Source organism: Streptomyces sp. NPDC023157 (genome assembly GCF_055560575.1).
This window is the reverse complement of sequence record NZ_JBVHIL010000006.1, coordinates 277,896-291,575: the sequence shown is the minus strand read 5'-3', so window position 1 is coordinate 291,575 and position 13,680 is coordinate 277,896. Positions and strand designations below refer to the sequence as shown.

Below are 13,680 nucleotides of genomic sequence, written 5' to 3'. Positions count from 1 at the left end.
ACAACCCGGGGTTGTATTTTTGGGTCGCCCGGGGGGTGGGGGGGGCCCGGGGGGGGCCCCCCCCCCCCCCCCCCCCCCCGGGGGGGGGGGGGGCCCCCCCGGGGGGGGGGGCCCCCCCGCCGCTCCTGGCTCTCTGGACCAATCCGGCCGCCCGTGCGCATCGCTCCAGCCAGCGCCCGCACCGGCTGGATGTACCACGCAACGAAGAGTGAAATTGGTCTAGTCCAAGTTTGGTCCAGGCCATTGACGTGCCCATGGCTGCGGGGTTACTCCCTATCTCAACAGTCGTGCGTGACAAGGACGTCGACGCACTCCCCGCCCCCCCCACAGTCATTGGATTGCCATGAGACGACGTTCTCTCCGCTCGGCACTCACCGCCGCCGTGACCGCCGTGGCCGCCTTCGGCCTCGCCACTATCTCCTCCGCTCCCGCCCAGGCGGCGACCCCGCTCCCCACCCGGGTCTTCGCTCCCTACTTCGAGTCCTGGACCGGCGAGAGCCCCGCCGCGCTCAGCGCCCAGTCGGGTGCCAAGCACCTGACCATGGCGTTCCTCCAGACCGCGACCAAGGGATCCTGCACCGCGTACTGGAACGGCGACACCGGACTGCCGATCGCCCAGGCCTCCTTCGGCGCCGACATCAAGACCATGCAGTCCCGCGGCGGCGACGTCATCCCGTCGTTCGGCGGCTACACGGCCGACACCACCGGCACGGAGATCGCCGACAGCTGCACCGACGTCAACCAGATCGCCGCCGTGTACGAGAAGGTCATCACGACCTACGACATCACCCGGCTCGACATGGACATCGAGGTCGACTCCCTCGACAACACCGCCGGAATCGACCGCCGCAACAAGGCCATCAAGCTGGTCCAGGACTGGGCCGCCGCCAACGGGCGCCAGATCCAGATCTCGTACACCCTGCCGACGACCACCCACGGCCTCGCCGCGAGCGGGCTCGCGGTCCTGAAGAACGCCGTGACCAATGGCGCTCGCGTCGACGTCGTCAACCTGATGACCTTCGACTACTACGACAACGCCGCCCACGACATGGCCGCGGACACCAAGACGGCCGCCCAGGGCCTCTACGACCAGCTCGCCAAGCTGTACCCCACGAAGACGGCCGCCCAGCTCTGGGGCATGGTCGGCATCATCGAGATGATCGGCGTCGACGACTTCGGGCCGGCCGAGACGTTCACCCTCGCCAACGCCCGTACGGTCTACGACTGGGCGGTCTCCAAGGGCATCAACACCCTCTCCTTCTGGGCGCTCCAGCGGGACAACGGCAGCTGCCCCGGCGGTGCGGCCGCCGACGGCTGCTCCGGCATCCAGCAGAACACCTGGGACTTCTCGCACATCTTCGCCCCCTTCACCAGCGGGACGACCACCCCGTCCGACGACTTCTCGGTGACCGCCACCCCGGCCTCGGCCACCGTCACCGCCGGCGCGTCCACCTCCACCACGGTGAAGACGGCCGTCACCGCCGGTACGGCGCAGACGGTGAACCTGACGGTCAGCGGTCTGCCCGCCGGCGTCACCGCCACGCTCAGCCCCGCCTCGGTGACGGCCGGGGGCTCCTCGACCCTCACCGTGAACACCACGGCGGCCACGGTCTCCGGCACCTACCAGATCGTCGTCAACGGAGCGAGCCCCTCGGCCGGCCACGCGGCGGTCTTCTCCCTGACCGTCACCGGCGGCGCCACGCAGTGCACGGCGGCCCCGTGGGTGTCCTCCAGCGTGTACACCGGCGGCCAGCAGGTCTCCCACAAGGGCCACACCTGGAAGGCCAAGTGGTGGACGACCGGCGAGGAGCCCGGCACCACGGGCGAGTGGGGCGTCTGGCAGGACCTCGGCGCCTGCTGATCCCCGCCCGAGGCCGGACCGGGGCCCGCTGGGAGGCGGGCCCCGGTCCCGTACCGCACGCGAGCCCGGGGCTCGGGGCTCGGGGCCGTACGCGCGGCCGGGTGGGCCCGGACGAGGACGCCCGCTGTGCGCGGCCCGTGCCGCTGTTCGGCCTCGGCCGCCATCGCCTCGATCGCGTCGGCGTCGCGCAGGTCCACACCCGCTCCGGCGACGCGCCCGCCGGTGGACCGGGCAAGCCGGTCAGCGACGTCGCGGGCTACCCGCTCGTCCCGGCCGGTCAGGACGCCGCGCCGCGGCGGGCGTCTCTCGTCATCATCGGGTGGCGAAGGCGGTGGCAGCCGCGGCACCGGTCAGAGGTGGCTGTCGAGGAGTTCCCGTACCTCGGCGGCGGTGAGGGGCCCGGTGCCGTGCGCCACCACTTCTCCCCCCTTCAGCAGGACGTACGAGGCGGCCGCGGTGATCCCGTACCGCTGGGTTGCGGCCGGGCAGCGCGTGATGTCGGTGCGGACGGCGGTCAGGCGGCCCGTGTACGCGACGGCGACGCCGGCCACGACGTCGTCCATCTCCCGGCAGGGCTCGATCGCCTTGGGCCACGTCCCCGTGAAGTACGCGAGGACCGGAACCTCGCTCATCCTGAGGATGAAATCGAACTCCGCGTCCTCACGGGGCTGGTGCACCCGGATCGCCATGAACACTCCTGACCTTGCGTTCCGTCATTCCTTCCCTATCATCCCCCGCGCGTCGCGACAGGCGGGCGGCCGACAAGGCGGATCTGACCGGCATCAACACCGGTGAGGGTCCCCCATGCCTGGGTTCCGTCCTTGCTGACGTTCACCCACGCCTGTGGGAACTCGATCCGCCCCTTGCCGCCGTCGCCGTCTCCCACCCAAGCGGTGTTCACGCCGTTCACCCCCGGGGCAGGAGTGGGCGCCGAGGTGCGTACGGGTGGTCAGGCTCCGATGCCGACGGAGGAGACGTAGCTGTACGCGTTGTAGTCGGAGTCGAGGTCGCTGATGACGTCGTCCCAGATCTCGTCCACGGTGGCCTGGTCCTGGGCGGCCCAGGCGTCGACGAGGTCGCCCCAGACGTAGCGGACCGTGATGGAACGCTGGGACAGGCCGGGGCGCAGGCGTTCGGCGGGGACGTGGCTCTGGTCGACGGGGTAGATCTCCATCCGGCGGCCGCGGCCGTCGTTGTCGAGGTGGCGCTTGAGCCAGCCGGAGCGGATCAGGTTCTCCCGCCGGCGGAACCAGTAGGCGGAATCGATCCGCTCGCGGTTCGCCGCCGTCGGGGTCACCTTCCCCTTCGACTTCATCCACGAGCGGATGGTGCGCGCGGACACGCCCTGCTCCGTGAGCGCGGCGCGGCCTGCCGCGCTGTCGAGGTAGCGCAGGCGGGCGGCGAGTCCACGCTTCGAGGTGATCGGCGAGGAGATGCCGGACGAGTAGACGATCCGGTTGAGTTCCAGGATCAGGGCTTCGCCGCCCTTCATCCCCTGCGCGTTGAATTTCCGGAATTCACCCCAGCGGGACCACAGGTCCGGAGATCCGACCATCAGCGCTTACCCCCGAGGATGTACGTCTGCTTTTCCTTGACCTGGTTCAGCTCCCGGCCCTCCGGGAACACTGTGCGCCAGTCGCCCGCGATGTGGAGTTCGTCCGTGCCGGAGATTTCCACGACCTGAAGTCCGGCCTTGTGGGCCTTGTGTGCCTTCATCCAGAGGTTCGTGAACGCCTTCGAGCGGATGATGTGCATCCAGTCCGGGCGGCGGATTTCACGATTCGCGCTGGACTCGCCGATCGTCGACACGAATTTAGAATACATGGCCTTCACGTACGCCACGGTCAGTTCGTCGTCATTCGCCAGAGCCGTTTTCCGGGTTTCGGCGAGAGCGCGGCGCAGCTTTTCCAGCAGCGCTTCCGAGGCGCCGGAGACGAGGGATCGGTGGATCAGCGGGGCGTCGGCGAGGCCTTGGCGGGCGCAGTCGAGCAGGAGGCGCAGGGTTGACTCGGTGACCCACAGTTCTCCCGGCTCCATCCGGGCGCCGAGCGGAGACGGCAGGTCGTCGTGGTGCCAGTCGGGCGGGGTGATGAGGTGGACGCCGGCCTTCTTCGGGTCGTGCACGCCGCTGGTGTCCTCGCGCAGCTGGCCGATCGGTAGCCAGCACTTGAGCGCGGACAGGTAGGCCGCGTTCATGTCCAGCGCGGTCACCTCGATCCGCTCGCCCTTCTTCGCCGCGGCGAAGAGCTCCGGGTTGCGCCACTTCGGGCGCCCCTCCCAAATGTCGTCCGCGCCCTTCTGCGACTTCTTGCGCAGGATGTCGGCGGTCGGCGGGAATTCCGAATGCTCGTAACGGCCGCCCACCCGCGAGGCCTTGAGCAGCGCCATCACGTCCGGGATCGCCGCCTTGATCAGCTCCGCCTGCGCCGCGTCGACGTCACCGGAGCAGGCGGCGAGGACGTCGTGCACGCGGTCCGTGATCTGCTCCACGAGCGTGGTGGAGGCGTAGCCCGGGGCGCTTCGCACGGGGCGCGCGGGGGCGTGCACCGTCGGCTCGACGAGCGGGGTCGAATCGGGGGTCGCGGGCGCAGTGACCGGCACGGTCTTGTCGACCGGAGGGGACACAGTTCCTGAGGGCGCGGCCACAGCCGCCGCGCACTCCTCGGCGGTCAGGTGCTGGGGGAAGCCGTCGAGTTCGAGGGATGCCGGCTGGCCGCACAGCACACACGGCTGCTGCGGCGCGTTCATTGGCTCCGCACTGGCCGGTACGGGAACCTGCTCGGGCGCCGGGGACGGGAAGTCGGGGGCGAGCGGTTCGCGAGCGGGGGGTTCAGGAGCGAGCGGTTCAGGAGCGGGCACCTCCGTGACGGGAGCCGTGGCGGACTGCGCCCGGGCCGGGAGTGGTACGGCGAGCGCCTGCGCGCCCGTCTGGAGGCTGGGCACAGCGCTGTGCAGTACCCCCACCGCGTGCGTGGGACCGGCCAGCAGATCCAGTGCATGCAGCCCGTAGTGCGCGGCGAGCAGGTCCACGTCCTCCAGGGACCAGTGGGACTTGCCGGACTGTTTGCGCGAGACCTGCGCCTGCGACTGCCCGAGGCCGGCGGCCAGATCGCCCTGTCGTTCGCCGGTCCGCGTCATCAGCGCGGACACCGTGAGTCTGAGGACGTCTTCCGTACCCATCATGGCGTGACACTAGCAAAATCAGTATGCGTCTTCCGCATCCGGGATCCGCAACGCGCATCCCCGGTGGAGGGGATGCGCGGCAAGCGGAGGTCGATGGCTGCGGTCAGGAGACGAGTCGGGTGTCCACCTCGGTCAGCTTGACCGTGGAGAGGCCGCCGCGTTCGGTCGTCACGTCCGTGACCTCCAGCTGGGTGCCCGGGGCGAGGATGTACTCCTCCTCCCCGGTGAACGCGGAGAAGCTGCGGATCCCGACCGCCCGGGCGGGGGTCACCTCGAACAGCGTGCGCTTGCCTCGGCTGCCGAGGAACGAGCGGGCGACGCTCAGCTCCGAGGTGCAGGACGAGACGCCCCACCAGGTCACGGTCTCTCCGACGGGGTACTGCCCCCGCAGGTCCAGGCCGACACCGCGCCACAGTGGGCGGTCGTGGGCCGGGAGGCTGGAGACGGCGGAGAACAGGAGGCGCAGATACGGCAGGTACGGGACGACCCGGCTGCGGTCCGCGGAGCGCAGGACCGCGTTGATGTTCCGGTAGAAGCCCGACTCGCAGGTGTAGAGGAAGAGCGCGGCGATGGCGTCGGCCGACAGCCCGGCCCCCCTCTGCTCGTCCGCCCGCCGCTTGCCGAACTCGTGTGAGCGGTCGATGTGCCGGGCGAGCCCGGACAGCACACCGGTGACCGGGGCGACGGCGTCCTCGAAGGGCATCAGCGGGGTGTCGAACACCCCGGTGACCGGCGGCAGGACATGCCCCTCGTCCTGGACGCTGGTGAGGCGTTCCAGGTAGAGCTGGTGCAGCTCCATCGTCGAGGCGATGAAGGCGCCCATGCGCGCGGCGACACCGGTGTCCGCCTCTCCCCCGCCTGCACCGCCTTGGCCGGTGGACTGCTTGTCCCAGCCCTTGCTCGGCAGCCAGTCGATCGCCTCGGCACCGAGCGACAGCAGGGCGTCGTTCACCGTGGCGAAGTGGTCGCCCTCGCAGAAGAGGTCGCCCTGCGCCGCCGGATTGGCGTGGTCGATGTGCCGGACCTCGACGCCCGGATACTTCTTCTGCAGGCGCAGGACGGTCCGCTTCAGGCTGCGGGCGTGGGCGCCCCACCAGGCGAAGACGACCCCCCGGTCCTCCTCGTCCTCGGCCTCCTGCTTGGCCCGGAGGATCTCCTCGACGATCCGCTCGGCGACCGGACGCCAGAACCCGGTGTGCTGGTCGGTGCCCATCGCGCCGTCGGCGCTGGCGGTCAGCGAGGCGTTCAGCAGCAGCACGCCCTGGGTGAGCATCGCCTGGAACCACTCGGGCGGCTGGACCGTGTCCCGTTCCTTCAGCAGGGCGCGGACGTCGCCGACGGGCGTCTTCTTGGGGATGCCGTACTTCCACATGGCCGCCGCCTTGATGAGGCAACGGATGCTGACGACCCGTCCGAACTGGCTGTCCTTCCAGTCGTTGAAGGTGTTGTCGAACATCGCGATGCCGGTGGCGCTCTCCGGCCGCGGGTACGGGTTCTGTCCGAAGGCGACGACCTTCCACTTGTGCGGCGGGTTGGGCTTGAGCGCCTGGAAGGTGAGCTCCCGCACGGGGACGACCTGGGGGCTGCGGCCCGGGCCGATGAACGCGGCGGCGTCCGCGCGCGCCTCGATGACCGGCTTGAGGACCGGAAGCCAAGGCTCTCCGCCGCCGGTGAACAGGCCGGTCAGGCCGAGCGGGTCGTCCGCAGCGGTCTCCGGCGCGGCAGCTGCGGCGGACGAGGGGGACGAGGGGGGAGGTGTGGGCGGGGTGGCGGCGCTCATGGAGGAGGAACTCCCGGTCGTCGTGTCGGAGAGGGGTACAGGGCCGGCGTCAGCGGCGAAAGGAATGCCCTTTCGGCGGCGTGATCCGCACCCTCGTCGTGGCCGGGGCCTGGTCGATGCCGGCGAGCTGGGCGGTGATCGTGGCGCGCAGCTCGTCGTCGTCCTCGAACCAGTGGTCGTGGAAGAGGGTGTAGCCGGTCCACATCAGGTTCGCGCAGACCCTGGCCGGCACGCCGCCGGTCCGCGCTCCCATCCCGACCAGCGCGACCGAGCGGATACTGCCCGGCGCCCGCCGGTTCTGCCGGTGCACGGCCTGGAAGGCCGCCGCGCAGGCCATCGCCACGTTCAGGGTCTCGCTCACGTTCTGCGAGGAGCCCACCATCGTCGGCGTCGAGATCACGAAGCGCGGGACGGTCGCCCCCGACGGGACGCATACGGCGCTGCCCACCGGCATGCCCCCGGCGAACCGGTCCTTGATCGCCCGCTGCACCCGCAGCTGGATGCCCGCCCCGAGATGCCGCTTGATCACGGCGTCGACCCCGCCGTCCATCCTGCCCGCCGCGTTCGTCGGCGTGACCCACGCGTCCACGTTCTCGTCGAGGATCGAACCCCGGCGGATCTCGATGCCCGGCGTGTCGGCGAACGCCGCCCGCCACGCCTTCACCACTCCCTCGTTGACGTCCGTCAGAACCACCCTGAGCGTCGTCTCCGCGCAGCCCTCAGCCATCACATATCCCCCTGTCAGGAACAGCTTCTTCCAGCACCTCCGACGTTAGTGGGCACCACTGACAACGCCTCTGAGCCGAGGGGATGCTGACCGGCTCTCACCTCTCCCCGCACGCCGAAGAGCGCCCGGCACCGGCTGTCGCCGGGCTGGACGCCCTCGGTCCCACTCGATCACCACGACGCCGACGCGACGTCAAGGCGACGTCAGTACGACGTCGACGCGACATCGCCGCGGCCCGTCCGGTTCAGCAGGTGACGGTGCCCTTGCGGATCGCGTGACCGCTGGTGTTGCCGTCGTCGGCCCAGTAGACGGGCTTGGTGCCGCCCACGCACTCGTCGGCCGCGGCGAGCGCGAAGCCCTCGTTGTTCAGGTTGGACATGCCGGTCGGGCGGTTGTAGACGGCGGCCGGGGTGAAGCTGCCGGAGGCGCCGATCTTCATCGTCCGGTGCTGGCCGGAGCAGGTGTCGTCGCAGACCAGCCACAGGCGCGCGGCCTGCGGCTCCCACTGGAGCTCCATCACGCCGGCCATGCCGCTGCCGATCGTGGCGACACGGGTGGCGGCGCCGCCGTCCTCCAGCACGTAGCCGTGGACCGACCCGGTTCCCTCGACCCCGACGAAGAAGACCCCGCCGGTGTGCGCGCCGAAGCGGCTGGGGTCGTAGGCCGCGCCCGTCGACTCGTCCTTGAAGCCCGCGGCGGTCAGGGTGGCGTCGGGGATCCAGGTGATGGCCTCGAAGCCGGCGTTGGAGCCCACGGCCGGCAGGTCGGCCGTCAGGTTCCACTCCTTCGTGGCGGTGAGGGTGCTGCCGGTGCCGGTGGTGACGTCGTAGCGCAGGACGGACAGGCGGCTCGTGCCGGACGCGTCGCCGTTGCGCTCGCTGGCGACGTACGCGCCGCCCGCGGCTCCCGCCCCGGTCAGCGTGACGGCCTCACTGTCGGGTGCGCCGGTGCCACCGGGAAAGCGCAGGGTCTTGCCGGAGGTCCAGCCGTTCGCGGTGTCCGGGCGCCAGCCGCCCGAGCCGTCACGGACCAGGCGCCACAGCTTGCCCGAGTTCTGGGCACCCCACAGCACGGAGCCCTCCTCGTACAGACCGCTGAGGTCCGCACCGAACACGTTGGAGCCGTCGGCCGTCGCCACCGTGCTGCCGCCCGGCCAGGCCTGCGGGCCCGTACCGCCGCCGGAGCCGCAGTTGTTCGGCGCGCCGAGCGTCAGGGACGCCTGGCCGAAGGCGCCGGTGCCGTCCGGGCAGCGCGACCAGGACGGCGCGGAGTGGCTGCTCCAGGTGAAGCTGTCGACCAGGGTGCTGCCGCCGGGCAGGTACAGGCGGGCCTTGTCGGCGGAGCCGAGGCCGAACGACGCGGAGACGTCGAACGCTCGGACGGCACCCGCGGCGAGCGTCGTACCGGACGGCACGGTGAACTTCGAGCTGTTGTTGTCGTCCTTGAGGATCCAGCCGGAGATGTCCACGGCGGCCGTGCCCTTGTTGAACAGCTCGATCGAGTCGTTGACGCTGCCGGTCGTCACGACCTCGTTGATGCGGATGTCGTCCGCGGGGGCCGCCTGGGCCACGGGCGCCGTCATCGCCGCGGCGGCGGCCATGACGGAGCCTGCGACGGCAAGACGCGGCCAGACGCGCCGGAATGGGGCGAGGCGACGACGCCCGTCGAGAGCACGCACTTCGAGCACGATGTCCGTCCTGGAGGGAAGGGGAGCGGTAGGAGGTCGAGCGAGACGAGAGTCCCGGCCGATGCCGAACGCCGGCCGGCATCGACCCGCTCACCACGTGAACGCCTGCCGAACGACAGGACGACCAGCACCGGCCACCAGCCGCCGGTCACGAGCCGCCGGTCACCGGTCACCGGTCACCAGTCACCGGCCGCACGAGGAATCACCCGATGTCGCGATCGCACAGCTCCACGCCCACTGGCTCTCCCCGGCACGCCCCGGCACGCCCCGGCATTCGCGAATTCTCCCCGGCACTTCGCCCCCCGAATCGTCGCCTCAGAAGTCGACGGCGTCGCGGATCAGCGGGCAGGTCATGCAGTGGCCACCGCCGCGACCGCGGCCGAGTTCGGCGCCGACGATGGTGATGACCTCGACACCCGCCTTGCGCAGCAGCGTGTTGGTCTGGGTGTTGCGGTCGTACGTGAAGACGACGCCCGGCTCCAGTGCGACGGCGTTGTTGCCGCTGTCCCACTGCTGCCGCTCGGAGGCGTAGACGTCGCCGCCCGTCTCGATCACGCGCAGCTGCGGCAGGCCGAGGGCCTTGGCGACGACGTCGACGAAGCGGGCGTCGCCCTCGTCGGTGATCTCGACTCCGGGGGCCTTGTCGCCGGGGCGGAGCGTGAAGGCGTGCACGGCGTCCATGATCGTCGGGTAGAGGGTGACGATGTCGCGGTCGGCGAAGGTGAAGACGGTGTCCAGGTGCATGGCCGAGCGGAGCTTCGGCATGCCGGCGACGACGACCCGCTCGGCGGCCCCGTTCTCGAAGAGCGAGCGGGCGACCTGGGTGATGGCCTGGCGGGAGGTGCGCTCGCTCATCCCCATGAGGACGACGCCGTTTCCGACGGGCATGATGTCGCCGCCCTCGAACGTCGCCTGGCCCCAGTCACGCTCCGGGTCGCCCCACCAGACGGTCGAGTCCTTGTAGTCCGGGTGGAAGGTGTAGACGGCCTTCATCAGGAGGGTCTCGCCGTGCCGGGCCGGCCAGAACAGCGGGTTCAGCGTGAGTCCCCCGTACAGCCAGCAGGTGGTGTCGCGGGTGTACAGGGTGTTGGGCAGCGGCGGCATCAGGTACTCGCGGCCGCCGATGCCCTCCCGGGCCAGTGCCACGTACCCCGAGCGGAAGTCCTCCGGCAGGTCGGCGGTGGACAGCCCGCCGATGAGGAACTCGGCGAGTGCCCGCGGCGCGAGGGAGTCGAGGTAGGCGCGGGTGTCGTCGAGGAGCCCGAGGCCCACCTCGTTGGGCACGATCTTCCGGTCCAGGAGCCACGACCGGGCCTCGGCGACGGCCATGGTCTCGGCGAGCAGGTTGTGCAGCTCGACGACCTCGACGCCCCGCTGGGTGAGCTTGTTGACGAAGTCGGCGTGGTCGCGCTGGGCGTTCTCCACCCACATCACGTCGTCGAAGAGGAGGTCGTCGGAGTTGGTCGGGGTGAGCCGGCGGTGGGCGAGTCCCGGGGAGCAGACGAGCACCTTGCGGAGCCGGCCGACCTCGGAGTGGACGCCGAGCGGGGCCTTGGCGGTTCCGGTCTCGGGGGTGGTCATGGGCAGCCTTTCCGGTGGAGTGACGGAGGCGAGGCGGGACGCGTCACAGCTCGATCCAGTCGGCGGCGAGGGCGACGACTCCGAGGACGGCCCCGGCGACGGAGACGGCGCAGATGACGGCCTCCTTGGGCGAGAAGAGCCGCCGGTTCTGCTCGCGGCGGGCCTTGACGAACAGGAACGTGGCGGGGGCGTAGATGAGGAAGGAGACGAGGACGAACTTGAGCCCCGCCGCGTACAGCAGGAAGGCCGTGTAGACGGTGGCGACGACGGCGATGACGAGTTCCCGCCGGGTGGTCCGCCCCGCCACCTTCTCCCGTTCCGGTCTCAGCGCGATCTTCACGGCGAACGCGGCGGCCAGCAGGAAGGGGATCAGGCTCAGTGCGCTGGTCAGGTCGAGGGCGAAGTTGAACGCGTCGTCGGAGAACGCCGTGACGACGAGGACGATCTGGCTGAGGGCGGTGGTGAGCAGCAGCGCGGGGACGGGTACGTCGTCGCCGCTGGACCGGCCGAGGAAGCGTGGCATGTCCTCGTCCTTGGCGGCGACGAAGAGCACCTCGGCGGCCATCAGGGTCCAGGCCAGATAGGCGCCGAGGACGGAGATGATCAGGCCGACGCTGACGAACGCCTTCCCCCAGGTGCCGACGGCCGCCTCCAGGACTCCGGCCATGGAAGGCTGGCGGAGCTGGGCGATCTCGCTCATCGGGAGGATGCCGTACGACACGATGGTGACGGAGGCGAAGATCGCGAAGACGCTGAGGAACCCCAGGACGGTCGCCCGCCCCACGTCCTCGCGGCGCTTGGCGTGGCGGGAGTAGACGCTGGCGCCCTCCACACCGAGGAAGACGAAGACGGTCGCGAGCATGGTCCCGCGCACCTGGTTGAACAGGGACCCCGCGTAGTCCGCGCCGCCGAAGTTGTCGGCGAACACGGACGGTTCGAAGAAGACGAGCGCCAGGATGATGAAGACGATGATCGGCACCAGCTTGGCGACGGTCACGATCCTGTTGATCGCCGTCGCCTCCTTCACCCCGCGGCGGATGAGGAGGAAGAAGCACCAGAGGCCGACGGAGGACAGGATGATCGCCAGAGCCGTGTCGCCGTCGCCGAGGGCGGGTGCGATGGCGCCGATCGTGGACATGATCAGCACCCAGTAGGTCACGTTGCCCACACAGGCGCTCGCCCAGTAGCCGAAGGCGGAGAAGAAGCCCAGGTACTCGCCGAAGCCGGCCTTGGCGTACGCGTAGACGCCGGCGTCCAGGTCCGGTCGCCGCACCGCGAGGGTCTGGAAGACGAAGGCGAGCATCAGCATGCCGACACCCGCCACCGCCCAGGCGATCAGCGCACCGGCGACGCCCGTCTCCTGGGCGAACCTCCTGGGAAGGGAGAAGACGCCGGCGCCCACCATGGATCCGACGACCATCGCCGTGAGCGTGAGCAGCGTCAGCTTGGCGGTCGGCGGGGACTCGCCCGGGACGGTGTCGGCATGCTGGTCGGCATGGGTCATGGCGCACCTCGTGGCGCCGCGGGGGCCGCAGCCGGTCTGCTCGTCGGCCTTGCGCCGACGGGCAGACCGGCCGCCCTCATCGCGCCCATGTTCGAAGCTGGGCAGGCGCCGGACCGGCCTGCCTAATGGATCAAGAATCTATGCCGTTATGAACGATTTGTCCCGCCGGGTGGCCCGTCAGCGTGACCGGCGGGACACCGAAGCACGGGGACGCGCCGCTGGAGGCGAAGGAACGATTCCCCGCTGCCGGCGGCCGACAGCCGGCAGCCGGCAGCCGAGGGGGCCGTGGCGTGGCCGGACTCCTCCGCCGTCGCGCCACGCGGGAGGGCCCGAACTCGGTGAGTTCGGGCCCTCCGTCACACGGGGGTTCTCAGAGCATCGGGCCGCCGAACGGGCCTCCGAACCCGTAGTACGTGCCCAGCTCACGGCGGTAGTCGGGATCGCCGAGGTGCTTCTCGCGGTGGAACTCGGGAGCGTCCTTGACCTGCTCCCGCGTCTGTTCGACGAAGATCCTTCGGTCGTCCACGTCGATCCGCACCACGCTGGCGGCAGGGAGGAGGACCTCCTTGCCGAAGATCCAAGGGCCGGTGTCCACGACCAGATAGGCGTCGTCGACCTCGTCGGAGTGCTTGTCCACCTTGCCGATGCCGCCGTCGGTCGCCTCGACCTTGTAGCCGGTCAGATCGGCCCCGGCCAGGTGGCCCGACGTCGACTTGTAGTTCCAGACGTGCTCAGTCACGCGAAAACAACTCCTCCGGTAGACGGGGACGGCCCGCGGATCACGGCCGCCCCTCTCTTCCGTGTGCCTTTCACCACGGGGTTCGCCCCGCTTGAGCTCCGCCTGCCCCGGTCCCGGCGGAGCATGCACGTCATATGTCGCGCCGGTTGCCGTCCGCGTCGAGGGGGGACCACCACTGGTCGTAGTTGGTGGCGCCGTCGCCGAAGAAACCGGCGCGGCCCTCGACCACGCGACCGTCCTCCCAGCGGAACACCTGGACGCCGAGGGCGTCCAGGACGTCGAAGGGCGAGGTGCTGTCGGCGGGGGCGCCGGGGCGGCGGGCGTGGACCTTGACGACGTCCATGGACTCGTTGCCGCTGATCATGGACGTGACCAGTTCGACCTGGAAGTCACCGCCGGCCGCGTCCGTCAGCGCCCGCCGGAACGCGAGCAGTTCGTCGATCCCCTCGCGCCAGCCGGCCTGGGCGTGGCGACCGGGAACGGAGAAGCGGACCTGTTCCGACCAGTACTGGGAGGCCTCGTCCCGGTCGCAGGAGAGGAGGGCGATGTAGGCCTTCTCCACGAGGGCGGGGGTGATCTCGGTCATGGTGTGGGCTCCTGTACGTGATGGACGGTGCC

11 protein-coding genes are annotated in these 13,680 nt (G+C 70.4%); 1 reads left to right on the top strand and 10 read right to left on the bottom strand.

Annotated elements, in window-relative coordinates; all coding sequences use genetic code 11:
* Nucleotides 1–343: 343 nt before the first annotated feature.
* Complete coding sequence (locus ACZ3ZE_RS23165; protein WP_361172765.1) at nucleotides 344–1,861, top strand: glycosyl hydrolase family 18 protein; 1,518 nt, start codon at nucleotides 344–346, stop codon at nucleotides 1,859–1,861.
* Between the two features lie 350 nt (nucleotides 1,862–2,211).
* Here the strand turns inward: ACZ3ZE_RS23165 and ACZ3ZE_RS23160 are convergent, their stop codons facing one another.
* The 10 genes from ACZ3ZE_RS23160 to ACZ3ZE_RS23115 form a co-directional block, all read right to left on the bottom strand.
* Nucleotides 2,212–2,550 carry a thioredoxin family protein gene (locus tag ACZ3ZE_RS23160; RefSeq protein ID WP_361172762.1) on the bottom strand — a complete coding sequence of 113 codons (339 nt, stop codon included), beginning with the start codon at nucleotides 2,548–2,550 and terminating at the stop codon, nucleotides 2,212–2,214.
* Nucleotides 2,551–2,810: 260 nt separating this feature from the next.
* Nucleotides 2,811–3,353, bottom strand: a complete 543-nt coding sequence (locus ACZ3ZE_RS23155; protein ID WP_363290632.1) for a hypothetical protein — start codon at nucleotides 3,351–3,353, stop codon at nucleotides 2,811–2,813.
* Nucleotides 3,354–3,415: 62 nt separating this feature from the next.
* A complete protein-coding gene (locus tag ACZ3ZE_RS23150; protein ID WP_467260478.1) occupies nucleotides 3,416–5,044 on the bottom strand; it encodes a helix-turn-helix domain-containing protein in 1,629 nt (542 codons plus the stop codon).
* 103 nt (nucleotides 5,045–5,147) lie between these two features.
* Complete coding sequence (locus ACZ3ZE_RS23145; protein ID WP_363290634.1) at nucleotides 5,148–6,824, bottom strand: ADP-ribosyltransferase domain-containing protein; 1,677 nt, start codon at nucleotides 6,822–6,824, stop codon at nucleotides 5,148–5,150.
* Nucleotides 6,825–6,873: 49 nt separating this feature from the next.
* Entirely contained in the window at nucleotides 6,874–7,551 is a 678-nt protein-coding gene (locus ACZ3ZE_RS23140) for a macro domain-containing protein (protein ID WP_361172750.1), read from the bottom strand.
* A 244-nt stretch (nucleotides 7,552–7,795) separates the two neighbouring features.
* Nucleotides 7,796–9,151, bottom strand: a complete 1,356-nt coding sequence (locus ACZ3ZE_RS23135; RefSeq protein ID WP_467260475.1) for a lamin tail domain-containing protein — start codon at nucleotides 9,149–9,151, stop codon at nucleotides 7,796–7,798.
* Nucleotides 9,152–9,553: 402 nt separating this feature from the next.
* Nucleotides 9,554–10,819, bottom strand: a complete 1,266-nt coding sequence (locus ACZ3ZE_RS23130) for an arginine deiminase (RefSeq protein ID WP_467260473.1) — start codon at nucleotides 10,817–10,819, stop codon at nucleotides 9,554–9,556.
* Between the two features lie 43 nt (nucleotides 10,820–10,862).
* Entirely contained in the window at nucleotides 10,863–12,323 is a 1,461-nt protein-coding gene (locus ACZ3ZE_RS23125; RefSeq protein ID WP_361172741.1) for a basic amino acid/polyamine antiporter, read from the bottom strand.
* A gap of 370 nt (nucleotides 12,324–12,693) precedes the next feature.
* Nucleotides 12,694–13,062 (bottom strand): PRC-barrel domain-containing protein, encoded by a 369-nt coding sequence (locus ACZ3ZE_RS23120; RefSeq protein WP_467260471.1) that lies wholly within the window; start codon nucleotides 13,060–13,062, stop codon nucleotides 12,694–12,696.
* Nucleotides 13,063–13,192: 130 nt separating this feature from the next.
* Complete coding sequence (locus ACZ3ZE_RS23115) at nucleotides 13,193–13,648, bottom strand: nuclear transport factor 2 family protein (protein WP_361172735.1); 456 nt, start codon at nucleotides 13,646–13,648, stop codon at nucleotides 13,193–13,195.
* Between the last annotated feature and the right edge of the window lie 32 nt (nucleotides 13,649–13,680).